Raw genomic sequence first — 26,400 nt, 5'->3', positions numbered from 1 at the left:
AAAGTTCATCTGCTTTTTTGTATGTTTTTTTGATTAGAGAAAAAAACGATGGGAACAAATTTTCGGTTTTAGATGAAAAAAATGAAGGAAAATGGTATGATAAATAGGATAGATAGCTCGAAATATCACTAGTTTTATTAAATAGAAAAATGAAAAATGCTCTAGAGGAGCTTACTTTGATCAAAAAGGAGGATTTTCGATGATTCAATTCATTCACGCAGCTGATTTACATATGGACCGTTCATTTGAGGGATTAGTAAATTTGGATAAGCGAGTACAGGAAAGGTTATTAATAGCTAATCTAAATGTTTTATCAAACATTGTGGATGAAGCAATAAAACATGCGGTTGATTTTGTTTTATTGGCTGGAGATAGCTTTCACCAACCTCGTCCTTCATTGAAAATCCAAAAACATTTCGTTGACCAAATGGAACGCTTGAACCAAAGTAATATTGATGTATATATGATATTTGGGAATCACGATTATTATCAACAGGAAAGGTATTGGTTTAAATTCCCTGATAACGTACATCTCTTTACTTCAGAGAGTGTTGAAACTAAAAAGTTGATCAGCAAATCAAAAGAAGAAGTAGCAATCAGTGGATTCAGCTATCTTCATCAGTGGATCAAGCAGAATAAAGTAGTGGATTTTCCATTGAGGGATTCAGTAGACTATCATATAGGGATGTATCATGGGGAAATAGGAGCAAATGAAAAAGGAAATTATGCTCCTTTTCATGTTTCACAAATGCAGGATAAAGGCTATGACTATTGGGCATTGGGACATATTCATGTGCCTATGTACTTAAATGAGCATGGAACGATTAATTATCCTGGAGCACCTCAAGGACACACACAAAAAGAAACGAGTGCGCGCTCAATTTTACTTGTGGAATTAGACCAAGGGAGAAGTCAAATCGAAACGCTCGAAGTGGCAGAAGTTTATTGGGAAGAGAAAACGATCTCTTTGAAATTGGCGAAAACTACCCAAGACATTTTGAGTATCTTCAAAACACAACTTGAAACTACTTCCACCAAACTGTCTTTGCTAGATATCAAAGTGGTTGATTACACTCATTTGAGTCATGAAGTCATCGAAAGGATCCAATCAGGAGAACTATTGGACTACTTAACAGATAAATTGTCTGCCAATCTGATAAATATCTATGTATGGCGTATTTCTATTGTGAATGAAGAATTGCCGAATCGAGTTTCTTTATCGGTGTCAGAAGATTTATTGGAACAACTATTTGAGACATATCATTCACCTGAGATTTTTCAACAAATCTTAAATGAAATGTACAGCCATTCAGAAGCTCTTCGATTAATCCATGAAATACCAAACTATCAGGAGCAAACATTAAATAGAGCAAAAGAATTACTCGATCGAGATTTTGTGTTCGAGGAGGATAAAGAATGAGAATCTTAAGAATTGAGATTGCTGCTTTTGGCAAGTGGCGACAAAAAAGCTTTGACTTTACTTCTGGGAATCAGTTGATTTATGGGGAGAATGAGGCTGGTAAATCAACAATCTACCAATTTATTCAAGCCATTTTATTTGGCTTTCCTTCAAAGGGAAAGAAGAAAAAGGATTACACTCCTAAAGATGGCTCCGCTTATGGAGGAAAGCTTTGGCTTGAACATCCTGTTTATGGCGAGATCATGGTTGAACGCTACAAGCAACAAAACCGAGGCAAAGCTAAGGTGCGTTTTAATGAGCAGGTAGGCAGTGATGAATTATTAGAAAAACTTATCACGCCTTTAACAAAGGAACTCTTTCAGCAGGTTTTTACTTTTCAACAAGAACAGTTGACCGAGCTGGAATACCTGAGAGAAAAGGAATTACATGATGCTTTGATTTCTTTAGGCATTACTGGTAGCTCGCAAGTTTTCCAAAAAAGACAGGATTATTTTCAAGAAGCCCAGCAGCTATTTAAAAAGAAGGGGCAAAAATTGCTCATTAACCAGAAATTGAATGAATGGAAGTTGTTGCAAGAAAAAGTTCAACAAAAACAAAATCAAGAAGCTTATTTCAGCCAATTAGTGCAACAAGAGCAGAGTTATAGTCAAGAACAAACAGTATTACAAGAAAAACTTCAAAAAATAAATGAAAAAATCAGTCAGATCAAACAGCAAGAACTTAATTATCCTTTATATGAAGAATGGCAAACTTTAAAAAGCAAGTCATTATCAGAAGTTCCAGAAGAAAAATTATTGATAGACCTCGATGATTTTTCTAAACGGTATCAACAGATGACGGAGCGCCTAGATGAATTAGAAACGACTCTCGAAAAACATAGTGGCATGGATCAACAATCTGCTCGTTATTATTTTTATTTAGAAAATGAAGAAACATTAAAAGAAATACTAAAGCAACAAAATCAAGTGGAACAATCTCTCAAAGAGTGGGAAAGACTTCAAATAGAAGAAAGAGAGACAGAATCTGAACTGAAAATTTTAGAGCAACGCTGGCACTGGTTGAGGCAGCAAGCACCAAAAGAATTCTTGTATACTGAAGAATGGCAGCAACTTTTAACGGAGCAACGATCATTAAGTGAAAAAATGAATCAATTGTCTATCCGCTCTGAGATTATAGAAGAACAGCAACTAGCACTTGAAACGGAAATAAACAAAATAGAAGAAGAGCATCCAGAATTGATAAATAGCCAACCGGTAAGTAGTCAGCCGAAGATGAACCTACAATTGATTGTCATTTCGGCGATATTCATAGTGATTGCGTTTTTTATTCCCATGCCTTGGAAGCTCGTGCCGTTCTTATTTGTAGTAGGAAACGTGGCTTATTATTTGTACAAGCAAAGAGAAATAGGACAAAAGAGCAATCTAGCTGAAGTTAAAGGAATGTGGCAAGAAAAACTGGGGCAATTAGACAGTGTACTTGCTCAAATAGAAGAACTTAACCAGAAAAATAAAAAATGCTTCACTGAACAGCAAGTATTCGAAAAAAAAATAGGAGAGTTTTCTTCTAGGAATCACTTGGTACAGATGAATACATTTGAAGCGATGAGAACTTATGGACAGGAAGTATCCGATTACCAAAGGTTACTGGAGCTATTTGAACAAAAACAGGTACGTGTAAAGGAAATCAAACAAAAGCTATTGCTAGTCGAAAGTAAATTGGAGATCGTGAAGGAATGGCTACCGATACATGATCGGCAGTTGACTGAAAAAATGGGATTACTTGCTCAGTTTGTCGAAGCGATGGAACAGTTGAAATTTGCGAGAAGTTATCAACAAAATACATTATTGAAGCAAGAAATCAATCAGCTTAAAAAGAAACAGAAAACATTGTTGGCTGAGTATAACGGACAATTACAAAAAGCTGGACTTATGTATCCATCAGAAGTACCTGTGTATCTGCAAAAGGCAAAACAAACAAAAACGCATCTTAAGCGATTGACTGAATTAACCGAAATGCTAACGTCTCTTTTTCCAAAGAGCAAGACAAGAGAACAATTGAGCCAAGAATTGCGTACGTATCAGCAAGAACAGTACCGCTATCAATTAGAGGAAAAAGAAATCATCGAAAAACGCCAACGCTTGAAAATACAAGTAGAGGAACTTCAAAGAGATGGGACACTAGATGAGTTATACCAAGAAGCTAGTTTAGTAAAATCACAATTGGAACAGTTATTCGAAGAGTGGGGTGGCTTAGCGATTGCAGCGACATTTTTAGGTGATCTTTCAACCGAAATGAGTGAACGGCAACTCCCTCAGTTATTAAAAATTGCAGGTGATTATTTAGGGGTATTGACTAAAGACCATTATCACGAAATTTTATTACAAAATGACACATTGACATTAACAGATGGTAGTACGGAGTATCCAATTTATGAGCTATCAACGGGCACGAAAGATCAGCTGATCATGGCTATGCGATTTGCTTATCTATCATTAGAAGCTAAGCGTTCCATTTGTCCGATCATCATAGATGATGGTTGGTTGCATTACGATCATCAGCGGAAGTACCAATTGGCAAAACTTTTAGCCGAATTTGGGGAAAAGTATCAGGTAATTTGTTTTTCTTCTGACCAAGAAATGGTAAGCTATTACCAAGAGCTAAAACAAGCTGTAAATATACTAGAAGGAGCAAATAATGAAAAAAATTCGTGAATTAGTTATTGATGAACAGTTTGAACTGTTTGTTCTAATAAAAAATGCTGATGTTAGAATCGCAAAAAACGGGAAAAAATTTATCGCATTTACTTTTCAAGATACATCGGGAACAATTGACGGAAAATATTGGGATGCCTCCGAAGATGAAATAAAGAAATTTACTGCTGGGACAGTGGTGTTCCTTAATGGTAAAAGAGAAGTTTATCAAGGAAACCCTCAGGTGAAAATTTTACACATGCGTTTAACGAAAATCGATGAACCAAGTGAACCAAGTCTTTATATGGAACGAGCACCAATGAAAAAAGAAGCAATGGAAGAAGAAATCAATCAATTATTGTTTGAAATCACAAATGCGCATTGGAATCGAATTGTTCGTCATTTACTCAACAAGTACCAAAAACAATTTTTTGAGTTTCCGGCGGCTAAACGAAATCACCATGCATTCGCTAGTGGGCTAGCTTATCATACACTGACCATGCTTCACTTAGGCAAATCCATTGCAGATGAGTATCCGGAATTGAATCGGGCACTATTATATGCAGGAATCATTTTGCATGATCTTGGAAAGGTTATTGAACTATCAGGGCCAATGAGTACCGAATATACGTTGGCTGGTAACCTTGTAGGCCATTTGGTATTAGTGGACGAGGAAATTACAAAGGCCTGTGTGGCGTTGAAAATCAATGAGGCGGATGAAGATGTTTTGGTTTTGCGACATATGGTGTTGGCTCATCATGGGTTACTAGAATATGGATCGCCAGTAAGACCTCGGATAATGGAGGCAGAAGTTCTACATCAAATCGATAACATCGATGCTTCAATGCAAATGATGCTGACTTCTATACGACAAACAGAGCCAGGTAAATACACAGATCGTATTTTTGGGATGGACAATCGTAGTTTTTATGTACCTAAAGATATATAAATAGAAAGTACGTAGTCAACTTTGCGGGAATAAAGGGACCACCAAGAGTTAGATTTTTGATTTAACTCTTGGTGGTCCTTTTAGCATGATACGTGCTTTTATTTCGTCTTAAATATTTTTTTTATTGTAAAACAAGTATGTGTATGATTATACTTATTTAGAGAATCATTCAGTTGGGACGTGGGACGATTGGAACAAGTTATTCAAAGTTTTGATGATCGGAAAAAGTTATTATTGATTTGGTTACTAGGATTATTGTTTGCCCTTTGTCTGCTATACACGGCGTATAAAATCAGAAATCATTCAAAAATCGGGCTGATTGCATTGACAACGATAGGGATATTTCTAGGAATCGTAATGACTTTTTCACTCATCGTTACTGTAATGTTAGGAATCAATTGGTAAAAAGAGGTCGAGATAAAAGTCGTTTAAGCTTGAGAAATTGGAAAAAAAACGAACAATACGTTTTTTGTATTGTTCGTTTTTTTTTTTGATATTTCCGAAAGGCTTGACTTTTGAACGCCGTTTACTCAAGAGTTTGTAGCAAAACTGATGTTTAGATTTGTCCTACATTCCCTTTGTTTATTTGCTTGATGATTCTGTAGTGCTTTCTTCAGTATCTGAAGCTTTTGTTGATTCAGTTTCTTTTGTTTCAGAAGATTTAGTTGATTTAGTTGATTCTTTTTCTGAATCGGAAGTGCTCTTGCTACCTGACTCTGTAGTAAATGCACTTAGGACATTTTTGAAGGAATCATCTTTCACTTTAACATTCGCTGCTTTTAATTCTTCTGAAATGACTTTTGTTTGGAAAGCTTGGTCATTCAGTTTTGTATCAGTAGCGATTTGTTTTACTTCATCTTTGTACTTGTCCATATCATTGCCTTTATTTTGGTTTTTCACCATTTTTACTACATAGTAATCAGTTGCGTAAGTACTTGCATTTGTAGCAGTGATGACATCAGATACTTCGCCATCTTTCAGTTTAAATGCAGCTTCTTGTACTTCTGTAGGAACAGTCTTGCTTTGAGAATCAAACTTGACTTTTCCGCCGTCTTCTTTTGTTGTTGTGTCAGTTGATTTTTCTTTTGCTAATTTTGTAAAATCATCACCATTGTCAGCTGATTTTTTCACATCTTTCGCATCATCTTCACTACCTAATTTAATGATTTGAGCTTCTACTTCTGGATGGAAAGATTTCCATGCAGTTTTCAAATCTTCGTCAGTCAGCTTGATGTGATCCTTGATTCCAGCTTGTAAGACTAGATTATTTTTGATTGTTTGTTTGTAGCTGTCTTTTGTATAGCCAGCTGCTTCCAATTGAGATTCAAATGTATCGCCGTAGCTTTTTGCTTGTTTGTCATACTCGGCATTGACTTTTTTGTCAGATACTTTATCTTCATATTTGTTATTGAAAACCTTATAAATGATCATGTTTTGAACTAACTGTTGATTGGCAGAAGAAGTTTTTGCTTCATCGTAAAAATCTGAAACAGTAATGGTTCCACCTTTCATTGTTGCAATATCTTTATCTGTACTACCTGAACAAGCTGCTAGTGCCAACACAGCCAACGCACTAGTTGCTGCTAAAATTATTTTATTTTTTTTCATTCAATTCTGCTCTCCTGTAATTTATTATTATTTTTACATATATAACTATACCACATAAAATTCTCAATAAAACCGTTCTTACGATAGTTTCAAATAAAATTCAAATTTTCATCACATTCACCATTTAAATTTTAAAAAATGATAAAATATGTCCCATGATTATTAAAAAAAACGTATTATTGTAAGTCGTTCGGAAGTTCTTGAGACAATTTTTCTACCTGTTCTTGGATTTGAGCAATCCTTGGTTCTGCTTGAAATTTAAAATTTTCAATATCCTTTTTCATAGCATTTTGGAAAGCAGGAATAACAGAATTTGCGGTTTCTTTTGTTTCTACTAAGGCATGCTTAAAATGATTAAGACTGTTATTTAATTCATTCGTCAAAGCAGTTGCTTCGTCGACTTCAGTGATTAGTTTTTTTCTGGTCTCATTGCCACTTCTGGGTGCGAATAGTAGACCCGATGTTGCACCAACTGCTGCGCCAAAGATAAGACCTTTGAGAAAATTTTTAATCATGGGTATTCACCTGCTTTTGGATAGCATTTTGAATACTAGCTAAGGTCTCAGCTGTATAATCTTCTTGATGATTGCCAAAATGAATAGAGAAGTCATCCTTTTTGCTATATCTAGGTACCAAGTGAATATGTGAATGAAAGACAGACTGATAAGCAAGTTCTCGATTATTGTTTAAGATATTTAGACCTTCCATTTCTGGGAAAGCTTTTTCGATTGCGCGGGCAATTTTAGGGATTCGTGAAAAAACATTTGCTGCTAATTCTTCATCATAGTCAAAAATATCTGAAACATGTTTCTTGGGAACGACAAGGGTATGACCTTTTGTTGTTTGAGAAATGTCTAAAAAGGCATATACTTTTTCATCTTCATAGACTTTATAGCTAGGAATTTCTTGATTGATAATTTTGCAAAAGATACAGTTTTCCATTTGAAACATCCTTTCCATTAGAAATAATTCTTTAGTTTAACTTTACCATAAGTTCAAAGGAATGTATGAAAAAAAATAAATTGACTCGATTTTCTTCGTGGTATAATAATAGCAGTATACTTACGGAGGAAAATTTATGAGTTTAATATTAGAAAATGTCACGGGAGGCTACGGTCATCTACCCGTTTTAAAAGATATCAGTTTCAGAGTGAACCCAGGTGAGATGGTGGGAATGATCGGGTTGAATGGTGCTGGGAAAAGTACAACGATCAAACACATTATCGGGCTTTTGGAGCAAAAAAAGGGAACGATCTCAATCAACGATCTTACTTTGAAGAAAAATACGGAAGCTTATCGAAAACAAATCGGTTATATTCCCGAAACACCTTCTCTCTATGAAGAACTCACTTTAAGAGAACATATTGAAATTACTGCGATGGCGTATAATATCCCACTTGAAACTGCGATGAGAAGAGCGAAAAAATTATTGCATACTTTCCGCTTAGAGAATCGCTTAGAATGGTTTCCAGCTAACTTTTCAAAAGGAATGAAGCAAAAGGTAATGATTTTATGTGCTTTTTTAATTGAGCCTTCCTTATATATCATTGATGAACCTTTTTTAGGGTTAGACCCTTTGGCAATCAATGCGTTACTGGAATTGATGGTGGAAATGAAAAATGAAGGATCTGGCATCTTGATGTCCACACACATTTTAGCAACAGCAGAAAAATATTGTGATCGCTTTGTGGTGTTGCATAATGGAGAGATACGTGCGGATGGAACGTTGAACGATCTGCAAGAGGAATTCCAACTACCTGGTTCTTCGTTAGATGAAATCTATCTTTCTTTAACAAAGGAGCAGCAAGATGAATAATTTTTTTCAATTACGATTAGCGAAGCATCAGAAGAAAATGATGAAATATATGCGATATGTCCTAAATGATCACTTTGTACTGATCTGTTTATTTCTAATCGGTGGGGTAGGTTTCTATTATTCTAATTGGCTAAAAACGCTAACGACCCCTTTTCAATTAGGCGGAGTGATCCTTTCTGTATTTTGGCTTCTTTGCCTATATTTTGGAAAGTTTGCTTCTTTTACTCGTGCGGCTGATATTGTTTTTCTATTACCTAAAGAAGAAGAAATGCGCGGCTATTTACAGCAAGCCTTTCGCTATTCATGTATTTTTCCGTTCATCTTTTTAGGCTTGATCTGTGGCTTTTCTATGCCTTTACTCGTTGTTTCTACGGGGCGACCTTTTACAGTCTTCTTTTTTTATTTGATCATGCTCTGGTGTATGAAAAGTAGTCAGTTACAAATTAAAAGAGCAGAAGTGTTTCGGATCGACAACCGCCATTTACTTTTGTGGAAAGGCGCATGGGCTGTATCTAGCTTACTCATGCTCTTTTTCTCTTTTTACTGGATTTGGATAGGACTTGTAGGTGCAATCGCTCAAGCTATTATCTATGGCTGGTTTTTATGGAAAAAAATGGATCGTCGTTTGGATTGGGAAAAAATGGTGCAGATCGAAGAACATCGTTTACATCAAATTTATCAATTCATTAATCTTTTTACGGATGTTCCAGAAATCACTTCCAAAGTTAAAAGAAGAAAGTACTTCGATCCTTTGTTAGAAAGAATCAGTAAAACACCAGTGAACACATATTATTACCTTTATATGAGAAGATTTGTTAGAGGAACTGATTTTAGTGGGCTTGTTTTTCGATTGACGTTGATCGGTGGTATTCTGATAGCCAGTATGTCTGACGTTTATTTTATCAGCGGTATCGGAGCATTATTCATTTACCTGATTGGATTTCAGCTTCTTCCTTTATACAATCAATTTCGCTATATGACACTCGTTAAACTATACCCAGTTCAAGAAGAGCAGAAGAAACGAGCGATTCAAAAATTATTATTAGGAGTACTTCTTGCAGTAGCAATTCTTTTTGGGTTGCTGGCTGCCATTGTCCTAAGTGGAGTAGAAAAAGTGATCCCTCTGATCATTTATCTAGTGGCTGCGGGACTGTTTGTTGGGCTGTATGCTCCCGCTAGACTCAAAAAATGGATGATTGAAGAGATACAAGAATAAAAAACGGAAAAAAGAAGATGAAAGAGAGCATGGGACAAAAGTAAGAAATACTTTTGTCTCGTGCTTTAAAAACGAATAAACGGTGGGAGCAGAAGCAACTCCTTCTTAAATAAGCCGAAATCCACAAAAATTTGAAAAGCAATTTTCGTTGATTTCTTCTTATTTCTCAGAGTTAAACACTTCTGTCCCAACCTCTTTTCGTTCTCTTTTTTTGATAAAAGATGGTTTTTTGAAGCTGAATGATGGAAAAAGAACGTATATGTGCTTGACGTTCGCGGCTTAGGCGACTAGAATAATAAGTACTGCAAAACATAGAGTTAAGAGGACGGGAGAATGCATGATGGAGTTTCAGTTAGACCAAGAATGGCGTTTACGCCCCATCAAAGGTGATACGGGAAAAACATACATAGGCATGCGTGATGAAGACAAGGTCTTTATTAAACGAAACACGACTCCAATGCTTGCTGCACTATCCCGAGAAGGAATCACGCCAAAGCTAGTATGGACAAAACGTACTGGGAATGGGGATACTTTAACAGCACAAGAATGGTTAGAAGGACGTTTATTGACACCCAATGAAATCGGGCAAAGAAATGACGTCATTGATGTATTGTATCATTTGCATCACTCAACATCATTGAAGACAATGCTGACACGTATTGGCGGTAAAGTAATGACTCCAGAAAAAATGTTGAAGCACTATGAATTAGATTTACCTGAGATGCTTAAAAACAATCAATTTTTACAAATTGTTCATCAGTTTTTACGTCAACAGCTTCCACATACGGATAAAGAAGATTTTGCAGTGGTGCATGGAGATGTGAATCATCGTAACTGGTTAGTATGTAAAAATTATTTATATCTAGTTGACTGGGATTCAATCATGTTTGCGGATCCTGCGGTCGATCTCGCCACGATTTTAGGGAATTATGTACCGTTGTCTAATTGGAATCAGTGGCTTATCAGTTATGGCATCAGACCGACAGATGAAATACTTGAGAAATTGCATTGGTATGCTGCAATGAATCTGCTTCAAGAGATCACTAGATATTGTAAACGGGATGATCATCGGAGAATGAACGAAGAAATTCTACAGCTGAAGCGGGTATTCAGCGGTTGATAAAAGTCGTAAATACCGATGCATCACCAGAAAAAAACAAAAATAAAACATGTGTATTTTTAATTTGAGATCAGAAGAGTTTAACTTCACTTTGTCTGATCTTTATTTTTTTAACTAAGAAAGGAATGGAAAGTTTCATGCGCGTACGAAATCGCCCAGGAGCTGCAGAAATGTTAGCAGCACACCCAGATCTTGTCATCAGTGAGCCTACCAAATGGAAAGGGAAATGGCACGAACTATTTGGAAATGATCAACCAATCCATATCGAGATTGGTATGGGAAAAGGACAATTCATCACAGGAATGGCAAAAGCACATCCAGAAATCAATTATATCGGGGTGGAGATGCAAGTGAGCGTTGTGTCGATCGCTTTAGACAAGCTTCTTGAAGAACCATTACCTAATTTGAAACTATTGCATGTCGATGGCTCAGCACTGACGGAGTATTTTTCAGATAGTGAAGTAGACCAAATCTACTTGAATTTCTCTGATCCATGGCCTAAAAAAAGACATGAAAAGCGTCGCTTGACCTACAAAACTTTTTTAGCTGTGGATGAACAGATTTTACGTCCTGAAGGGGAGATCCACTTTAAAACAGACAATCAAGGGTTATTTGAATATTCACTAGCAAGTTTTTCTCAATATGGAATGGTCATCAAGCAAGTATGGCTTGATCTGCACCAAAGTGATTTTGCAGGAAATATCATGACTGAATATGAAGAAAAATTTTCTTCAAGAGGACAAAGGATTTATCGAGTTGAAGCACAATTTAAAGATAAAACAAAATAAGTTGAAGTATCGTTTATCATGATTTAGCGGTACGGAAAAATACAAAGTGGTCGAGAAAAAAGTCGTTTAGGTTTGAGAAATTGGAGAGAAAAGAGGTTGGGACAAAAGTGTTTCTTACTTTTGTCCCACGTTTTTTTTGAAATTTCCGAAAAACCTGATTTTTAGATTTGTTCCACCTTGTTTGTATTTTCAATTTTTATTTATTGAATACCTAGAAAAGTAGATTATCCTTTTTTGATCGAAGGTTCGATCAAATTGAATTTAGAAAAGGAGAACAACCCTTTATCAGTGATTTTTAACTCGGGAATGACAGACAAAGTTAAAAAAGAAAGAGTCAAAAAGGGATCGAAGGCTTGACTTGCTCCTAATTTATAGGCTTCTTTGGTTAGAGAAACCAATTGTGTGTTCACCTCTAAGAAAGGATCTTGGGACATTAGGCCGCCAATTGGTAATGGGAGGCAAGCTAATTCTTTATCAGCTTTGACAGCAATCATTCCTCCACCTTTTTTGATCAACTGGTTTGCCGCATAGAGCATATCCTCATCGTTCGTTCCTACCACAACGATATTGTGGGAGTCATGAGCGACTGTCGTTGCAAGCGCACCGTCTTCCAATTGGAATCCTTTGACGATACCGACACCGATATTTCCTGTTTGATGGTGGCGTTCAATAACTGCAATCTTTAACCAATCATTTTCGATCGAAGGTTCAAAGAATCCATCTTTTACAGAAACCATTTCTATCAAATCATTCGTCAATAAGCTGTTGGGAATGATTTCAATCACATGTGCTTGCTCTGAGTGTATCGGTAGAGCAAAAGACGTGTTAGATAAGGGTTTGACATTCATTGCTGGTAAGTTATCTGTAAATGGATTTGGTTGTGTGGGAAATCTATCTTGGATTATCTCGCCTTGTTTCACTACTAAATTTCCTTGGGTGAAGACATCAACGATCGGTAAAGTAGTTAAATCATCAGTTAAGAAGAAATCAGCTTGATATCCAGGAGCAATCGCCCCTAAATGGTCAAGTCCGAAGCATTCTGCTGCATTTAAAGTAGCCATCTGGATAGCTTGTAGTGGGTCCATTCCCAATTGGATCACCTGCCGAATAATATGATCGATCGATCCTTCAGAAACGAGATCGTCAATCAATTTATCATCAGTGACAAATAAGCAGCGACGTGAATTTTCGGGAGTGATTGCTGGATATAATGCGTGAAGATCTTTTGCAACGGTTCCTTCACGAATCATCAAATACATGCCTAATGCTAGACGTTCTCTGGCTTCTTCAGCAGTTGTTGCCTCATGGTCTGTACGGATTCCAGCTGCCAAGTAAACATTTAGATCGTCTCCGTGGATACCAGCAGCATGACCATCGATTTTTTTATTTTTATTCTTCATTAATCGTAATTTATCGATAATTGTTGCCTCGTTTGTTGCGACAGCTTGATAATTCATGACTTCTGCAAGACCAAGGACTTCCGGCCGTTCCAGAAATGGGATAAATGAAGCAGCATCGAGAGTCGCTCCATTTGTTTCAAATGGTGTGACTGGGACGCAAGAAGGCAACATGACAAATATATTCATCGGAACACTTCTAGCATCATCGATCATAAAATCAAGGCCTGTACTTCCAGCAACATTTCCAATTTCATGAGGATCAGTAACCACGGAAGTAACCCCGTGGATCAGTGAAATTTTCGCGAATTCTTTTGGTGACAATAAGGAACTTTCAATGTGTACATGGCCGTCGATTAGACCTGGTACCAGATATTTATTTTTCGCATCATAAATTTGTTTTCCCTCGTAGTCTCCTACTCCAACAATCACCCCATCACAGATAGCAACATCAGCCTCCATGACTTCTTTTGTAAAAACATTGATAATTTTTGCGTTTTTGATGACTAGATCTGCGAGTTGTTTTTTTCCAGCAATTAAAATATGTTTTTCGAGTAATGAATCCACTTTAGACCCTCCAAAATAAATTTTTACTAGTATAACATAAATTCGGATTTTGCCAATGATTTTTAAAAGAATAATTCAGAATACAAATAAAAGTTGTAAAAAAGACGTATGTTATTTTATGGAGGGAAGCGAATGGACATAAAAGTTTTTTCGAATGAACTAATCAAAGAAAGTTTTGAAAAGAATGTACAAGATATCTATATTTTACCAAGTGGATCAGGGTTTACGATTTATTATCGATATAGTAAAAAGCGAACATTTCAACAAGAAGTATCTTTTGAATTAGGACAACAATTGATTTCTCGATTTAAGTATTTAGGAGAAATGGATATTGGTGAAAAGCGAAAATCACAACTAGGTTCGTTGACCTATCCGTTGGAAGAAAGACAAATTAGATTACGTTTGTCTTCGGTGGGTGATTATTTACAAAGAGAAAGCTTAGTTATTCGTTTATTGTACGATTTGTCAGCAAAGCATTTTCGTTGTTTTTGCCCACGTGATTTCAAAATGATCGATACTTATACAAAAGAAAGAGGTCTCTATTTATTCAGTGGTCCTGTTGGTTCATGAAAAACATCCTTTATGTATTACTTAGCACGTGAAACGACCCTCCAAGTCATTACAATTGAGGACCCAGTAGAAATCGAAGAACCATTATTTCTGCAATTACAAGTTAACAATAAAATCGACCAAACGTATGAACAACTCCTAAAACTTTCATTGCGGCACCGTCCGGACTTATTGATCATAGGGGAGATAAGAGATAAACAAACAGCGGATACTGCGGTAAGAGCAGCATTGACTGGACATCGTGTCTATGCTACTGTACACGCCCGTTGTCTAGAGGGAGTAGAAGCCAGGATGACTGAATTGATGGGAAAGAACCAAGATTTATTTGAATGTTTAGCAGGAGTGATCTATCAAGAAATTTTGTTGGATCAATTTCAATCGGCAGCAGTTTTGTGGGCCTATGATTTCTCATATAGTGGATTTGTAAAGAAGGGGTGGGAAGAAAGTCGTGAAGAGGCAAAAAAAGCGTGTTGGCAGACCACAACGTTTTAAAAAAATGTCTATCAAAGAACAAGCAAAATATATTCAATTGATGGGAGAATTACTCTTGAATGGGTTCAGTATCCAAGAGGCAATAACGATCCTCTTAAAAATCCAAGCAATAACCCAGATCCATTTACAAAATGCACAGCGGTTGCTACAGGAAGGTCATCCATTTTATGATGTATTGCAACAAATGGGATTCAGCTCTGAAAAATTAGTGCAAGTCGAGTTAGCAGAGACGCATGGGAATTTAATTGAAACATTGAAAGGAATAGCTGAACAATTTCGATTGGTTGAAGAATTTCGTAAAGAATTGAAAAAAATGATCAGTTATCCCTGTCTATTATTGATTTTTTTACTGGGAATACTTGTTGCTTTACGGCAAATGGTTTTGCCACAACTCCTTGCTACGGATATGGTCGCAGCTTCACATTGGGGGATAGTATTTCTAAAAACTTTCCATTGGTATTTGCTTGGAGCATTTTTGGTCGGGGGACTTCTACTGATTTTTATTCAGGTTCGATTGACTAAAATGGATGTTATACAAAAATATACTTGGTTTAGTCAACTAGTATTTTTCGGGCGAATGTTCTCACTCTATCAATCTTCTTATATTGCTCTTGAATTAGGAAAATTATTCTATGAAGGATTAGAATTACGTCAAATCATTTATTGCTTGAAGGAAACAAGACAAGGAAGTTTGATCCAATTATTGGCTTTTCGACTAACTAAAGGACTTGAATCAGGGATTCCTTTGGCTGAACAATTTCAAAGTTATACATTCTTTACCGAAGATTTTAGTCAAATTATTTTACAAGGTGAAGCAAAGGGACAACTTGGAAAGGAGTTATTATTTTATAGCTCATTGACCAGACGGCATTTTTTTCAAAAGATCAATCGAATACTCCATTGGATACAACCACTGTTTTTTTTCGGGATCGCTGGTTTGATCCTACTGATTTATGCTGCAATTCTACTGCCTGTATATGGAAACATCGAGGAGGTTTTATTATGAGCGTGACCAAGAAAAAAAGACTCTTTCTTAATCGGGAACTTGCCAGTTTCACACTGATAGAAATGCTTATTGTGTTACTAGTGATCAGTGCTTTAGTTTTGTTATTTATTCCTAATATTTCGCGGTATCGGGATCATGTAAATAAAGAAGGAAGGGCGGCTGTGCTTCAATTGATCGATGCACAAAAGGAGCTATACTCGTTACAAAATAACGGAAAGGTCCCTACAATAGCTGAGTTATTGAAAGAAGGGTACATCAAACAAGAACATGCAGATGCTTATAATAAAAAGTAAGCATGACCCACCTGGGCATACATTACTAGAAACTCTACTTGTTCTATTCATTATATCAAGTCTGTTTATCTTTCCATTCGTTTCTATTTCATCGTGGCAAACACGATTAGCTGCCTATCAGTTCTTTGATCAATTTGAAAGAAGAATTTATGCCACACAAAAAGCAGCAATCGTTAACCAAGAAAACACAACGATCGCCTATGATAACAAACAAGCTCAGATTATTTTTACAGTTCCACAGCAAATGAGCAGTTGGTCAGTGTTGAAGATACCCAAAGAAATTGAAGTGAGAAGGGCCCCAACACTTATATTTGCTGCAAAAACTGGAAACGAAAGTTCCTTAAACGCGTATCAGTTTTACTGGAAGGAAGAAAAACAGTTGATCAGCTATCAATTCCAAATGGGAAGTGGTCATTATCTTAAAAAAGTCGAATAAAAGTGGTTTTGTATTATTAGAAACGCTGATGGCGTTAACAGTCACAGTTGCCTGTATCTATTTGGTAAGTTCAAGCAATCGATTTTTATTACAGTTAGACAAGCAGAACAATCGAAGAGTTTTGCTAGTACGAAGATTATATGAAGATGTCAAAACTTTTCGGAAACATCAACAGTTACCTAGTAGGACAATCGTTGAGCCGAAAAGTAAAACAGTGATTGAGTCAAACCAAAATGGGATACAACAAGTGAAAATCACGCAGGAGGAGGATACCATTGAGATCCTCCAAAAATAAACCTACCTTTACACTGATCGAATGTCTGGTTTCATTAGTTGTTTTAAGCAGTATCTTCCTATCGATGACTTTGTTGATCAATCAAGCAAATCAAGTAAATAAGTATTTACAAAGAAAGGACCAAAAAGAATGGTTGATTTTTTTAGTGCAGTTTGAAGAAGAAATAAAACATGGTGAAAATATCCTAGTCAAAGATGATCGTGTCTATTATGAAATCTCCGATAAAGCTTATTATATCGAGCAATACAAAAATATGATACGCAAACGAGGTCGAAATGGAGGCCATCAACCCATGCTGACAGCTGTCAATACATGGACCGTGAAAGAAAATGAGACAACAGTGACTTTTTTAATATCTTTTGAAAATGGGGAGGAGTATGAAGGCGTTTGGACAAAAAGTAAAAATGGAACGGCATAATCAAGCGAATATCTTGATAACCACACTTTTGATTTTCTTAGTGTGTAGTTCCTTGATGTTAGTTATTTTAGAAAATTATCGGCTCACTATCGATATCAATCAGCGAACTGAGAAATATTATATAGCCAAGATAATGAAACAATTAGCATTATCAAGAATCACCAATGAAAAAGTAAAGGGGAAATATCAATATTCTACTGGTATCGTTTTTTACACTCAACAAAATAACGAAGTAGAGTTCCACATTGAAGTTCTACCATATACCTTCAAATTTACGGAAAAGTTAAATAATGGTACAGATTGTGATACAGTTTGCGACTAAATGTATGAAAACGCCCTCTTTTCTGTTATAGCGCTGTTTTTCTGATATACGTGTTTATTATTTCACAAATAAAAAAGTGTGAAAACGATTGAAATTTTGTCGATTCTTCGTTAAAATTAAACAGGTAAAATAATTGTTATAATATATCTAGAAATGAGGTGCACCATGTTACCAGAAAAAATGGAACAGGGTTTTGAACAAAACCTAAAAGCGATTCAGCTTTTACAAAATGCATTGGGAACTTCCTTTTTAGAAGCCTATGTCGAAAATGCTGAGAACTTAATCGACAACTATCAAGTACGTGTGGTGGATGGGGTGCCGACTGAAGAGATCACAAAACAGATTTCAGCGATCTATGAAGAATTCAGTCAATTATCTTTTGAGCCAGAAGAATGGCGTCGTCTGTCTCAACTACTGTTACTAAAGGGGGCACAGACTGAACATCTGCAAGCAAACCACCAGTTGACTCCAGATAGTATTGGTTTTTTATTCGTCTTCTTAATTGAACAACTGTTCACAAAAAAGACAGAGCCAGTCAGAGTTTTAGACATTGCGGCAGGAATGGGTAACTTGTTATTAACAGTTCTTTTAAATCTAACGAACGCAGGATATCAAACGGAAGGGTTTGGTGTAGAGATCGATGATACATTGCTAGCAGTTGCTGCTTCAACGAGCGATTTGACCCAAGCAAATGTACAATATTTCCACCAAGATGGATTACAAGATTTACTGGTTGATCCAGTTGACGTTGCAATCAGTGATTTACCGATCGGCTATTATCCGAATGATCAAAAAGCAAAAGAATTTTTAACAAGCGCCAAGGTAGGCCACAGCTATGCACATCATCTGTTATTAGAACAAGCGATGAAATATGTCAAACCAGATGGATTTGGTCTATTTTTGATGCCAAGTAATTTTTTAGAAACAGAACAAAGTGAAAATGTGAAGAAATGGTTTAAAGAGAAAGGTTATCTACAGGGGATGATTCAATTACCAGACGAATTGTTCCGCAACAAGCAATCACAAAAAAGTATTTTGATTTTACAAAGAAAAGGGCCAAATGCAAAACAAGCACAAGAAGTGTTGCTTGTAAAACTTGATTCACTAAAGAAACCAGAGAAGGTGACCGAATTTTTTAAAGAATTTGAAACATGGAAATCGTCTTCTCTGTAATCATTCAACTAGAAGGAGAGTAATATGTCTAAAACAATTGCAATCAATGCTGGAAGTTCAAGTTTGAAATGGCAGTTATATCAAATGCCAGAAGAGACCGTAGTCGCTAAAGGAATTGTGGAAAGAATTGGTTTACAAGATTCTATTTTTACTATTAAGTATGGCGAAGATCAAAAATTCGAACAAATCATGGACATTGAAGACCATGAAATAGCAGTAAAAATGCTATTAGATCATTTGATTGAACTGCATATTCTGAGCTCGTATGATGAAATCACTGGTGTAGGACATCGTGTCGTACATGGTGGTGAAACTTATGGAGATTCTGTGATCGTTGATGAAGATGTCATGAAACGAATCGAAGTATTAGCAGAATTTGCACCTTTGCATAACCCAGCAAATCTAATGGGGATCAAAGCGTTCAAAAAAATATTACCAGACATTCTTAGCGTAGCTGTTTTTGATACATCATTTCATGCAACAATGCCAAAACACAATTATTTATATAGTTTACCTATTTCTTATTACGAAGATTACAAAGTTAGAAAATATGGTTTCCATGGAACGAGCCATCGATATGTTTCTGAACGAGCAGCTAAATTACTCGACAAACCGATTGAAGAATTGAAGTTGATTACTTGTCATCTCGGAAATGGTGTATCGATCACAGCCGTTGATGGTGGGAAATCAGTAGATACTTCTATGGGATTTACACCACTCGCAGGAGTAACGATGGGTACACGTTCTGGAGATATTGATCCAGCTGTCATACCGTACTTGATGGAGAAATTAGAGATCGATATCGATGGAGTGATGGATATCTTAAATAAAAAATCAGGTCTTTTAGGTTTAACAGGTTTATCAAGTGATATGCGTGATCTTGAGAAAAACTATGAAAAAGAACATATTCGCTTAGCCTATGACATTTTCGTCGACCGTATACGTAAATACATTGGTGGTTATGTTACAACCATGAATGGTGTAGATGCCATCATTTTCACTGCCGGAATCGGTGAAAATGATGGACATGTTCGTAGTGAAATCATTAAAGGAATGACATGGTTTGGCTGTGAAATCGATCCTGAATTGAATAAACTCCATGGTGAAGATTTAGATATTTCAACAAAAGACTCAAAAGTAAAAGTATTAGTGATTCCAACAGATGAAGAACTAATGATTGCTCGTGATGTTGAACGCTTGCGCAAATAAGCTTGATCTTAAAAGCGAATGCTCATCAATGAGTGAAGGTAAATTGCAAAAAAAAAAACTGTTTGATGGGAGAATTATTCTCCCATCAAACAGTTTTATGCTTATTTATCCTTTTTCTTGGGTAATTGGTTCTCTAAATCAGTACGTACAACAAGGACATCGCAAGCAGCGTTGCGAATAACGAATTCTGAAACAGAACCTATAAATAGTCGTTCAACAGCATTTAATCCTGTTGCACCTAACATGATAAGGTCTACTTGGTTATCCTCAGGAATTTCTTTTGCAATAATTTGTTTAGGAGACCCGTACTCGATGACTGTAGTCACCTTACTCAACCCAGCTTTTTTAGCATTGGTTTCATAATCAGCAAGAGTTTGTTTAGCCATTTCAGTTGCTTGCTCAGCCAACATCCCATCAAATGAAGAGACTGTTTGGAAAGAACGAGTATCGATGACGTGTGCTAATAATAACTCCCCGTTGTTTCTTATAGCGACGTTAACAGCCTTTTGAAAAGCTAATTCTGCTTCCTCAGAGCCATCTACGGCGACCATGATTTTTTTGTATTGTTGTAACATATGCGTTCACTCCTTCAGATAAAACATCTTTACACACCTATTGTAAAACAATTCTGAAAAAAAGAGAATTATTTACTGTTTGGTTTAGCCATTTTTTTCGCAAAATTGATACTGAACACGGAAGCTACGAGAATGACGAGGATCAAATAGGATAGAGCAATAAACCGTTGATTGAAAAAAGCCACGGCTATACCTAAGATTCCTAAAAAGGCATAAATGGCGCCAAAAAATTGCAAGAAACCTTGATTTTTTTCTGTTTTTTCGATTAATACAAAAAAGATAGGCTGTTTTTTTAATAAATAATAGCTGACAAATAATAATAGTAACGCGGCAATGCCCATTAACAGTTGGATCATATGAATTCCTCCAAAATTCTAACTATCGCTCATAGGTTAGATAGTTTTCAAAGATGAAAAAGGGAGCTGTACCAAAAATGGCATAGCCCCCTAAATCTTAAAAAAATGGTAATCTCCGTTAATGCCGGTGTTCGTCCTGTAGTATTGATCCCGCGAATTCAAGCAGGTGGGTCCCATGGTCGTAGCATCGAACTACCAAATGATAAGGCGTGTTACCAGCTGTGACACAAGACAGGTCCCAAGATATCAATAAAAATGTTCGGTCAACACACAAAGAGGACAATTCGAACATCACAGATTTCCCACTCCTATAGTAGCACAGGAAAATAAAAAGAGCAATGAGAGCGCTCAGGAAAATAGAATACACATTTAGTCATGTTTAGGAAGTTCTTTTTTCCAGTCTTTGATACGATAATATTGTTGTCCTAGTGCCTGTTCATACTTTCCAGTATCTTTTGGATGATAATATTGCGCATGTTTCAGTTTATCAGGTAGATATTGTTGATTCGCCCAGGCATTTTCAAAGTTATGTGGATATTGATAGCCCACTCCTCGATTCAATGCTTTAGCGCCTTGATAATGACTATCACGTAAATGATCAGGGACTTCGCCAGCATTTCCGGCGCGGATATCAGAGATTGCTTCATCCAACGCAGTATAAGCAGAATTGGATTTAGGTGACAAACATAGATCGACAACAACATCTGCTAGAGGAATGCGCGCTTCCGGAAGTCCCAGACGTTCCGCAGCTAAAACAGCATTGACCGTTCGAGCAGCTGCTGCAGGATTCCCCAAACCGATATCTTCATAACCAATGACCATCAGACGCCGACAAATACTTGCTAGATCTCCTGCTTCGACTAAGCGGGCAAGATAGTGAAGGGCGGCATCTACATCACTTCCGCGTATAGATTTTTGGAATGCAGAAATCACATCATAATGGGCATCACCGTTCTTGTCATGGGTCAATGCTTTTTTCTGCACACATTCTTCAATGACAGGAAGAGTTAGGTGGATCATCCCTGATTGATCCGATTTAGTTGAACGTGCAGCAAGCTCTAATCCGTTCAACGCACTTCGAAGATCTCCGTTCGTGGCGCGTGATAAATGAAGCAATGCTTGATCGTCCAACTCTATGCTAAGCTGACCAAGCCCACGATCTTTATCATGCAGAGCTGTATGGATCGCTTTTTCAATATCTTGTTCATCTAGAGGTTTGACTTCAAAAATCTGGGTTCGACTACGGATAGCAGGATTGATAGTGATATATGGGTTTTCCGTTGTGGCACCGATCATTATGATCCGCCCATTTTCTAAATGAGGAAGTAAAAAATCTTGTTTTGTTTTATCCAGACGGTGGACTTCATCAAGTAAAAGGATGACTGTACCGCTCATTTTTGCTTCCTCTGCAACGATCTGCAAATCTTTTTTTGAATCTGTGGCCGCATTCAGCATTCGAAAAGCAAATTTCGTTGAACCAGCAATCGCACTAGCAATACTAGTTTTTCCGGTTCCAGGCGGGCCATATAAAATCATGGAAGACAACATTTTTGCATCAACCATTCGGCGAATGATTTTGCCTTCACCGACTAAATGCGTTTGCCCAACAACTTCATCAATCGTTCGAGGACGCATACGATAGGCTAAGGGTTGTTGCATAAAAAACTCCTCCTTTTGATTTTCGTACGTTAATTATAGCATAGTGGAAAAGATACTGTGAATTAGGTAAGTTCAGATACTAAAGAGAGGATAAGGTCGAGACAAAAGTCGTTTAGGTTTGAGAAATTTCCGAAAAAACTGACTTTTGGCCGCCGTTTATTCGGAGTTAGAGTCTGTGTCAAACCTGATTTTTAGTTTTGTCCCACGCTCATAATTGTTGGAAGATGTGAGTGATTACATAAAAACAGAATCTGTTTTCTTTTATTTTCTTTGGTGTAAAATAGAGTAAGCAAATAAAAATGGATCAGGAGGAAAAAATGGGAAATACACGTTTTGAAATCAAACTATTGGAAAGAGCGCGTGAACGTTTTGAAGAAACATTGGATCAAATGGATTTAACCGAAGCAAATACGATGCCTAAGTCATTGATCAAATCCGTTACATGGCTGATCTGGCATACTGCTCGAGAAATCGATTATCAGATTTCAGAGCTGAACAGAAGCGAACCACTATGGGTAAGCGCTGGTTGGAATAAAAAATTTTCATTGGATTTACCTGACGATACGCAAGATTGGCAGCATGCTCCTGAAGAAGCGAAAAAAGTGGTCGTAAAAGAAAAACAATTGCTTATTGATTACTTAAATGACAGTATCCACTTGGCGAATGATTATTTAGAGAATGTAGATGAAGCAAGCTTTAGCGAAGTGATCGATACGAATTGGACACCTCCAGTAACAAGAGGGAATCGAATCATTTCTATCATTGATGATGCAGTGATGCATTCAGGACAAGCCGTGTATACTAGAAGATTAGTGATAGGTAAATAGTAGAGGTTTCTTTGAATAAAGGTAGATCAGCATAGATCAACGAATAAGGAGAGCGCATATTTTTATGCATCTCCTTATCTTGTTTTCCCAGATATTCTCAGTAGAAGAAAGAGGTTGGGACAGAAGTGTTTAACTCCGAGAAATAAGAAGAAATGAACGAAAATTGCTTTTCAAATTTTTGTTCATTTCTTCTTATTTCTCGGAGTTACTTCTGCTCCCACCGTTTATTCGGAGTTAGAATCTGTGACAAAACTGATTTTTAGTTTTGTCCCACGCTCCTACACCTCTGTTTTCATAGCTTATCCGATTAAATTTGTGTATGATAAGGGAGGTGAATAGAATGATGGATAATCGGAATTTAGATGAACTTTTAGGAAGTAAGTCAACACCTGAAGTGGCAAGAGATTTACTAGGTATGTATTTAGAATATTCTACACCTGAAGGAATTGTTGGCGGATATATCGTAGATACGGAAGCTTACCTTGGACCAGATGATGAGGCTGCACACAGTTTTGGTATGCGAAGGACACCACGAGTAGCGGCAATGTATGAAAAGCCAGGAACGATTTATCTTTACACGATGCATACGCACCGCATTTTAAATATTATTACGCAACCTGAAGGAATTCCTCAAGGGGTCATGATCCGAGCAATCGAGCCTGTGACAGGAATCGAACAGATGAGTGCCAATAGAGGTGGAAAAATAGGTCCGGACATCAGTAATGGACCGGGAAAATTAGTCGCCGCGTTAGGAATACCGCAAGAACTTTATGGAAAATCGATTATAGATAGTCCATTACATTTGGTTTATGAGAAAAAAAGAGAACCGAAAAAAATTAGTGCGTTGCCTAGGATTGGAATACCTAACAAGGGAGAATGGACAGCAATGCCATTACGATTTGTTGTTTCCGGGAATCCGTACATTTCGTTACAAAAAAAGAACCAGATCGATGAAGACTGGGGTTGGAGGAAGTAAAATGAAAAAAGAAAACTTACTTGATTATTTAGATCAGGCGATTGAAAAAACGATTACTGATTATGATGTAGCACTCGATTGGGATACGAAAAATCATACGATTGAGATTATTGTACGTCTATTTGCTGAGAATAAAGCACACTTTGAGATCGATGATGCAGAAGGTGTCGTATCAGAAGAAGATGTCATTGAATTTGAAGATGGTATCTTATTATTCAATCCACAAAAATCTAATTTTGATGAAGCAGACTATTTGGCAGTCATTCCTTATGAAGGGAAAAAAGGCTTGAAAAAATCTGTTGTTGATGCCTTGATCGAGTACTTAAATGAAGTTTTAGCTGAAGGACAAAGCGATTTATTGGATTTTCTAGATACAGATGATGAAACTGCTGTTTTTGAATTGACATTCGATAACCAAAAATTAGCTGAACTAGTCGAAGAAAAACAACAAAATCAGTCAGATGCATATTTACCGTATCCAAGTTACTAAGGAGTGAATTTCATGAAATGGAATGAAGTAAAAGTAGAAACAGCGAGTGAAGTAGTAGAAGCAGTTGCGAACATACTAATGGAAGCAGGAGCTAGCGGTGTAGCAATTGAGGATGCACTGGACATTGAAAATTTTCAGTCAGATCAATATGGAGAAATCTTAAATAAAGAAGATTTCACTTATTTAAAGGAAGGAGCCATTGTGATGGCTTATTTTCCTGAGACGATTTTTTTACCAGAAATTGTGCCCTTTATTAAGGAACGTGTAACAAAATTACCAGAATATGGGTTAGCGATAGGTAAAAATAGCGTTACAGCTAGCGAGGTGGAAGAAAGTAATTGGGCGACTGCTTGGAAAAAATATTACCATCCCGTACGCATTACCAGAATGTTGACAATTGTTCCTAGTTGGGAAAACTATCAAACAAATGACCCATTAGAAAAAATCATCACACTAGATCCAGGTATGGCATTTGGTACAGGTACACATCCGACCACTTCTTTGACTTTGCAAGTGTTAGAGACTGTATTGCGAGGTGGGGAAACTGTCTTGGATGTTGGAACAGGTTCTGGGGTGTTAAGTATTGCTTCAAAATATTTAGGTGCAAAAGATGTCTATGCTTATGATTTAGATGAAGTAGCTGTACGCTCAGCAAAAGAAAATATGGATATGAATGAAGTGGCAAAAGATGTCCACGTAGCGGCGAATGATTTATTAAAAGGAATCGAGATCGAAAGTGATGTCATCGTGGCTAATATCTTGGCAGATATTATTTTGCTGATGATCCCTGATGCTTGGCGTTTGTTGAAACAAACAGGGTCACTTATCGTTTCAGGTATTATTGAAGATAAAAAGCAAATGGTGATTGATGCAATGGAAACACAAGGATTTGTCGTCGAACAGATCTTCCAGCAAAAAGATTGGTATGCCATTATTTTAAAAAAGCCTGAGGTGGAATAAATGCAACGATATTTTTTAGAAGAAGCCTATCAACCATCTGAAAAATTTGAACTTTCGGCAGAAGCTTTTCACCATATCGTACATGTGATGCGTATGAAACCGAAAGACCGAGTCTACTTGGCTTTTAGCGACCAACAAGTGATCATTGCGGAAATCACAGAAATCACTGAGGAAAAAGTTTACTTGACTGAAATCGAAAAAGAAGAAATGGAAAAAGAATTGCCAAGTATGATCACGATTGCTAGTGGCTATCCTAAAGGTGATAAATTAGAGTGGATCGTTCAAAAAGGTACGGAGTTAGGGGCGCATGCATTTATTGGTTTTCCAGCAAAGACCTCGGTGGTGAAATGGGATGCGAAAAAAAGAAAAAAACGGCAAGAACGTTTAACCAAGATAGCTCAAGAGGCAGCAGAACAATCGCACCGCCAAATTGCACCACGAGTGGAGTTATTAGATACAGAGAAAGAATTGTTCACGCAGCTTTCTGACTATGATGTGATTTTGGTCGCATATGAAGAATCTGCAAAACAAGGCGAACTGGCGAATCTGGCGAAAGTATTCAACTCTGTGACCGCTGGCAGTCGAATTTTGGCGATTTTTGGTCCAGAGGGCGGATTGATGGCAGAAGAAATCAACCAATTTGTTGATGCAGGTGCTATTATTTGTGGTTTAGGACCACGGATTTTACGCACAGAAACAGCACCACTTTATTTATTAAGTGCAGCAAGTTATCATTGGGAATTAAACAAGTGAAAAAAATGTGAAAAAATAT

28 protein-coding genes, 1 other RNA gene and 1 pseudogene are annotated in these 26,400 nt (G+C 36.8%); 22 read left to right on the top strand and 8 right to left on the bottom strand.

The window, feature by feature from the left end:
• The first annotated feature begins 199 nt into the window (after positions 1–199).
• The 4 genes from ED2_RS08165 (at position 200) to ED2_RS08150 (ending at position 5,464) form a co-directional block, all read left to right on the top strand.
• Positions 200–1,420 (top strand): DNA repair exonuclease, encoded by a 1,221-nt coding sequence (locus ED2_RS08165; protein WP_005877373.1) that lies wholly within the window; start codon positions 200–202, stop codon positions 1,418–1,420.
• Complete coding sequence (locus ED2_RS08160) at positions 1,417–4,131, top strand: ATP-binding protein (protein WP_016176899.1); 2,715 nt, start codon at positions 1,417–1,419, stop codon at positions 4,129–4,131. Before ED2_RS08165 ends, ED2_RS08160 begins: the two co-directional genes overlap by 4 nt.
• The gene (locus tag ED2_RS08155) at positions 4,115–5,059 is read left to right on the top strand and encodes a 3'-5' exoribonuclease YhaM family protein (protein WP_005877368.1); all 945 of its coding nucleotides are present in this window, start codon (positions 4,115–4,117) and stop codon (positions 5,057–5,059) included. Before ED2_RS08160 ends, ED2_RS08155 begins: the two co-directional genes overlap by 17 nt.
• Before the next feature lie 189 nt (positions 5,060–5,248).
• The gene (locus ED2_RS08150) at positions 5,249–5,464 is read left to right on the top strand and encodes a hypothetical protein (RefSeq protein WP_005877366.1); all 216 of its coding nucleotides are present in this window, start codon (positions 5,249–5,251) and stop codon (positions 5,462–5,464) included.
• Positions 5,465–5,641: 177 nt separating this feature from the next.
• Here the strand turns inward: ED2_RS08150 and ED2_RS08145 are convergent, their stop codons facing one another.
• The 3 genes from ED2_RS08145 to ED2_RS08135 form a co-directional block, all read right to left on the bottom strand.
• A complete protein-coding gene (locus ED2_RS08145; RefSeq protein ID WP_005877363.1) occupies positions 5,642–6,667 on the bottom strand; it encodes a peptidylprolyl isomerase in 1,026 nt (341 codons plus the stop codon).
• 176 nt (positions 6,668–6,843) lie between these two features.
• Complete coding sequence (locus tag ED2_RS08140; protein WP_016176900.1) at positions 6,844–7,182, bottom strand: YtxH domain-containing protein; 339 nt, start codon at positions 7,180–7,182, stop codon at positions 6,844–6,846.
• On the bottom strand, positions 7,175–7,609 hold the full coding sequence (locus ED2_RS08135) for an HIT family protein (RefSeq protein ID WP_005877359.1): 435 nt from the start codon (positions 7,607–7,609) through the stop codon (positions 7,175–7,177). The genes ED2_RS08140 and ED2_RS08135 overlap by 8 nt, the downstream gene beginning before the upstream one ends.
• Positions 7,610–7,745: 136 nt before the next feature.
• On the opposite strand from ED2_RS08135, the gene ED2_RS08130 reads away from it, so the two are divergent.
• The 4 genes from ED2_RS08130 (at position 7,746) to trmB (ending at position 11,607) form a co-directional block, all read left to right on the top strand.
• Positions 7,746–8,483 (top strand): ABC transporter ATP-binding protein, encoded by a 738-nt coding sequence (locus ED2_RS08130; RefSeq protein WP_005877356.1) that lies wholly within the window; start codon positions 7,746–7,748, stop codon positions 8,481–8,483.
• Positions 8,476–9,699 (top strand): ABC transporter permease, encoded by a 1,224-nt coding sequence (locus ED2_RS08125; protein WP_016176901.1) that lies wholly within the window; start codon positions 8,476–8,478, stop codon positions 9,697–9,699. The genes ED2_RS08130 and ED2_RS08125 overlap by 8 nt, the downstream gene beginning before the upstream one ends.
• A 337-nt stretch (positions 9,700–10,036) precedes the next feature.
• Positions 10,037–10,819: a phosphotransferase family protein gene (locus tag ED2_RS08120; RefSeq protein ID WP_016176902.1), complete on the top strand. Its 783-nt coding sequence runs from the start codon at positions 10,037–10,039 to the stop codon at positions 10,817–10,819.
• Between the two features lie 137 nt (positions 10,820–10,956).
• Positions 10,957–11,607 (top strand): tRNA (guanosine(46)-N7)-methyltransferase TrmB, encoded by a 651-nt coding sequence (trmB, locus tag ED2_RS08115; RefSeq protein ID WP_005877350.1) that lies wholly within the window; start codon positions 10,957–10,959, stop codon positions 11,605–11,607.
• Between the two features lie 224 nt (positions 11,608–11,831).
• Here the strand turns inward: trmB and ade are convergent, their stop codons facing one another.
• Entirely contained in the window at positions 11,832–13,571 is a 1,740-nt protein-coding gene (ade, locus tag ED2_RS08110) for an adenine deaminase (RefSeq protein WP_016176903.1), read from the bottom strand.
• 132 nt (positions 13,572–13,703) lie between these two features.
• Between ade and comGA the strand changes: the two are divergent.
• The 9 genes and pseudogenes from comGA (at position 13,704) to ED2_RS08065 (ending at position 19,785) form a co-directional block, all read left to right on the top strand.
• Positions 13,704–14,633, top strand: a pseudogene (gene comGA, locus ED2_RS08105) (competence type IV pilus ATPase ComGA).
• Positions 14,590–15,639 (top strand): competence type IV pilus assembly protein ComGB, encoded by a 1,050-nt coding sequence (gene comGB, locus ED2_RS08100; RefSeq protein WP_016176906.1) that lies wholly within the window; start codon positions 14,590–14,592, stop codon positions 15,637–15,639. Before comGA ends, comGB begins: the two are co-directional and overlap by 44 nt.
• Complete coding sequence (gene comGC, locus ED2_RS08095) at positions 15,636–15,932, top strand: competence type IV pilus major pilin ComGC (RefSeq protein WP_005877344.1); 297 nt, start codon at positions 15,636–15,638, stop codon at positions 15,930–15,932. The genes comGB and comGC overlap by 4 nt, the downstream gene beginning before the upstream one ends.
• A complete protein-coding gene (gene comGD / locus ED2_RS08090) occupies positions 15,907–16,368 on the top strand; it encodes a competence type IV pilus minor pilin ComGD (RefSeq protein WP_005877342.1) in 462 nt (153 codons plus the stop codon). Before comGC ends, comGD begins: the two co-directional genes overlap by 26 nt.
• A 28-nt stretch (positions 16,369–16,396) precedes the next feature.
• A complete protein-coding gene (locus ED2_RS08085) occupies positions 16,397–16,663 on the top strand; it encodes a hypothetical protein (protein ID WP_192918935.1) in 267 nt (88 codons plus the stop codon).
• Positions 16,644–17,081, top strand: a complete 438-nt coding sequence (comGF, locus tag ED2_RS08080; RefSeq protein ID WP_005877337.1) for a competence type IV pilus minor pilin ComGF — start codon at positions 16,644–16,646, stop codon at positions 17,079–17,081. The genes ED2_RS08085 and comGF overlap by 20 nt, the downstream gene beginning before the upstream one ends.
• Entirely contained in the window at positions 17,068–17,403 is a 336-nt protein-coding gene (gene comGG / locus ED2_RS08075) for a competence type IV pilus minor pilin ComGG (RefSeq protein ID WP_025479897.1), read from the top strand. The genes comGF and comGG overlap by 14 nt, the downstream gene beginning before the upstream one ends.
• A 165-nt stretch (positions 17,404–17,568) precedes the next feature.
• Positions 17,569–18,576 carry a class I SAM-dependent methyltransferase gene (locus tag ED2_RS08070; protein ID WP_005877333.1) on the top strand — a complete coding sequence of 336 codons (1,008 nt, stop codon included), beginning with the start codon at positions 17,569–17,571 and terminating at the stop codon, positions 18,574–18,576.
• A 24-nt stretch (positions 18,577–18,600) separates the two neighbouring features.
• The gene (locus ED2_RS08065) at positions 18,601–19,785 is read left to right on the top strand and encodes an acetate/propionate family kinase (protein ID WP_005877332.1); all 1,185 of its coding nucleotides are present in this window, start codon (positions 18,601–18,603) and stop codon (positions 19,783–19,785) included.
• Positions 19,786–19,886: 101 nt separating this feature from the next.
• On the opposite strand, the gene ED2_RS08060 is transcribed toward ED2_RS08065, so the two are convergent.
• The 4 genes from ED2_RS08060 to ED2_RS08045 form a co-directional block, all read right to left on the bottom strand.
• Positions 19,887–20,360, bottom strand: coding sequence for a universal stress protein (locus ED2_RS08060; protein WP_005877330.1), 474 nt, complete (start codon positions 20,358–20,360; stop codon positions 19,887–19,889).
• Between the two features lie 68 nt (positions 20,361–20,428).
• Positions 20,429–20,716 carry a hypothetical protein gene (locus tag ED2_RS08055; protein ID WP_005877328.1) on the bottom strand — a complete coding sequence of 96 codons (288 nt, stop codon included), beginning with the start codon at positions 20,714–20,716 and terminating at the stop codon, positions 20,429–20,431.
• 108 nt (positions 20,717–20,824) lie between these two features.
• Positions 20,825–21,019: non-coding RNA, 6S RNA (gene ssrS / locus ED2_RS08050), on the bottom strand.
• Between the two features lie 66 nt (positions 21,020–21,085).
• Positions 21,086–22,375: a replication-associated recombination protein A gene (locus tag ED2_RS08045; protein ID WP_005877326.1), complete on the bottom strand. Its 1,290-nt coding sequence runs from the start codon at positions 22,373–22,375 to the stop codon at positions 21,086–21,088.
• A gap of 317 nt (positions 22,376–22,692) precedes the next feature.
• Here ED2_RS08045 and ED2_RS08040 point away from each other — a divergent pair, with 317 nt between their 5' ends.
• The 5 genes from ED2_RS08040 (at position 22,693) to ED2_RS08020 (ending at position 26,381) form a co-directional block, all read left to right on the top strand.
• The gene (locus ED2_RS08040; protein WP_005877324.1) at positions 22,693–23,202 is read left to right on the top strand and encodes a DinB family protein; all 510 of its coding nucleotides are present in this window, start codon (positions 22,693–22,695) and stop codon (positions 23,200–23,202) included.
• A gap of 340 nt (positions 23,203–23,542) precedes the next feature.
• Complete coding sequence (locus ED2_RS08035) at positions 23,543–24,178, top strand: DNA-3-methyladenine glycosylase (protein WP_005877323.1); 636 nt, start codon at positions 23,543–23,545, stop codon at positions 24,176–24,178.
• Between the two features lies 1 nt (position 24,179).
• Positions 24,180–24,668 (top strand): DUF3013 family protein, encoded by a 489-nt coding sequence (locus tag ED2_RS08030; protein ID WP_005877321.1) that lies wholly within the window; start codon positions 24,180–24,182, stop codon positions 24,666–24,668.
• A 12-nt stretch (positions 24,669–24,680) separates the two neighbouring features.
• Positions 24,681–25,628 carry a 50S ribosomal protein L11 methyltransferase gene (gene prmA, locus ED2_RS08025; RefSeq protein ID WP_016176907.1) on the top strand — a complete coding sequence of 316 codons (948 nt, stop codon included), beginning with the start codon at positions 24,681–24,683 and terminating at the stop codon, positions 25,626–25,628.
• Positions 25,629–26,381, top strand: a complete 753-nt coding sequence (locus tag ED2_RS08020; RefSeq protein WP_005877318.1) for a 16S rRNA (uracil(1498)-N(3))-methyltransferase — start codon at positions 25,629–25,631, stop codon at positions 26,379–26,381.
• The last annotated feature ends 19 nt before the right edge of the window (positions 26,382–26,400 follow it).

It is taken from the genome of Enterococcus durans NBRC 100479 = LMG 10746 (assembly GCF_001544215.1).
GTDB lineage: Bacteria > Bacillota > Bacilli > Lactobacillales > Enterococcaceae > Enterococcus_B > Enterococcus_B durans.
The sequence above is the reverse complement of the archived record's forward strand: the minus strand, read 5'-3'. Positions and strand labels throughout refer to the sequence as shown.

What these genes read in the sequence shown, in the direction of transcription:
- ED2_RS08035 (WP_005877323.1), top strand. Translation starts at nt 23,543, where the DNA reads ATGATGGATAATCGGAATTTAGATGAACTTTTAGGAAGTAAGTCAACA.
- ED2_RS08085 (WP_192918935.1), top strand. Translation starts at nt 16,397, where the DNA reads ATGGCGTTAACAGTCACAGTTGCCTGTATCTATTTGGTAAGTTCAAGC.
- ED2_RS08120 (WP_016176902.1), top strand. Translation starts at nt 10,037, where the DNA reads ATGATGGAGTTTCAGTTAGACCAAGAATGGCGTTTACGCCCCATCAAA.
- ED2_RS08160 (WP_016176899.1), top strand. Translation starts at nt 1,417, where the DNA reads ATGAGAATCTTAAGAATTGAGATTGCTGCTTTTGGCAAGTGGCGACAA.
- ED2_RS08040 (WP_005877324.1), top strand. Translation starts at nt 22,693, where the DNA reads ATGGGAAATACACGTTTTGAAATCAAACTATTGGAAAGAGCGCGTGAA.
- comGG (WP_025479897.1), top strand. Translation starts at nt 17,068, where the DNA reads ATGGAACGGCATAATCAAGCGAATATCTTGATAACCACACTTTTGATT.
- ED2_RS08045 (WP_005877326.1), bottom strand. Translation starts at nt 22,375, where the DNA reads ATGCAACAACCCTTAGCCTATCGTATGCGTCCTCGAACGATTGATGAA.
- ED2_RS08165 (WP_005877373.1), top strand. Translation starts at nt 200, where the DNA reads ATGATTCAATTCATTCACGCAGCTGATTTACATATGGACCGTTCATTT.
- ED2_RS08055 (WP_005877328.1), bottom strand. Translation starts at nt 20,716, where the DNA reads ATGATCCAACTGTTAATGGGCATTGCCGCGTTACTATTATTATTTGTC.
- ED2_RS08020 (WP_005877318.1), top strand. Translation starts at nt 25,629, where the DNA reads ATGCAACGATATTTTTTAGAAGAAGCCTATCAACCATCTGAAAAATTT.
- comGD (WP_005877342.1), top strand. Translation starts at nt 15,907, where the DNA reads ATGCAGATGCTTATAATAAAAAGTAAGCATGACCCACCTGGGCATACA.
- ED2_RS08140 (WP_016176900.1), bottom strand. Translation starts at nt 7,182, where the DNA reads ATGATTAAAAATTTTCTCAAAGGTCTTATCTTTGGCGCAGCAGTTGGT.
- ED2_RS08060 (WP_005877330.1), bottom strand. Translation starts at nt 20,360, where the DNA reads ATGTTACAACAATACAAAAAAATCATGGTCGCCGTAGATGGCTCTGAG.
- ED2_RS08070 (WP_005877333.1), top strand. Translation starts at nt 17,569, where the DNA reads ATGTTACCAGAAAAAATGGAACAGGGTTTTGAACAAAACCTAAAAGCG.
- ED2_RS08130 (WP_005877356.1), top strand. Translation starts at nt 7,746, where the DNA reads ATGAGTTTAATATTAGAAAATGTCACGGGAGGCTACGGTCATCTACCC.
- ED2_RS08135 (WP_005877359.1), bottom strand. Translation starts at nt 7,609, where the DNA reads ATGGAAAACTGTATCTTTTGCAAAATTATCAATCAAGAAATTCCTAGC.
- prmA (WP_016176907.1), top strand. Translation starts at nt 24,681, where the DNA reads ATGAAATGGAATGAAGTAAAAGTAGAAACAGCGAGTGAAGTAGTAGAA.
- trmB (WP_005877350.1), top strand. Translation starts at nt 10,957, where the DNA reads ATGCGCGTACGAAATCGCCCAGGAGCTGCAGAAATGTTAGCAGCACAC.
- ED2_RS08145 (WP_005877363.1), bottom strand. Translation starts at nt 6,667, where the DNA reads ATGAAAAAAAATAAAATAATTTTAGCAGCAACTAGTGCGTTGGCTGTG.
- comGC (WP_005877344.1), top strand. Translation starts at nt 15,636, where the DNA reads ATGAGCGTGACCAAGAAAAAAAGACTCTTTCTTAATCGGGAACTTGCC.
- ED2_RS08030 (WP_005877321.1), top strand. Translation starts at nt 24,180, where the DNA reads ATGAAAAAAGAAAACTTACTTGATTATTTAGATCAGGCGATTGAAAAA.
- ED2_RS08065 (WP_005877332.1), top strand. Translation starts at nt 18,601, where the DNA reads ATGTCTAAAACAATTGCAATCAATGCTGGAAGTTCAAGTTTGAAATGG.
- ED2_RS08125 (WP_016176901.1), top strand. Translation starts at nt 8,476, where the DNA reads ATGAATAATTTTTTTCAATTACGATTAGCGAAGCATCAGAAGAAAATG.
- ED2_RS08155 (WP_005877368.1), top strand. Translation starts at nt 4,115, where the DNA reads ATGAAAAAAATTCGTGAATTAGTTATTGATGAACAGTTTGAACTGTTT.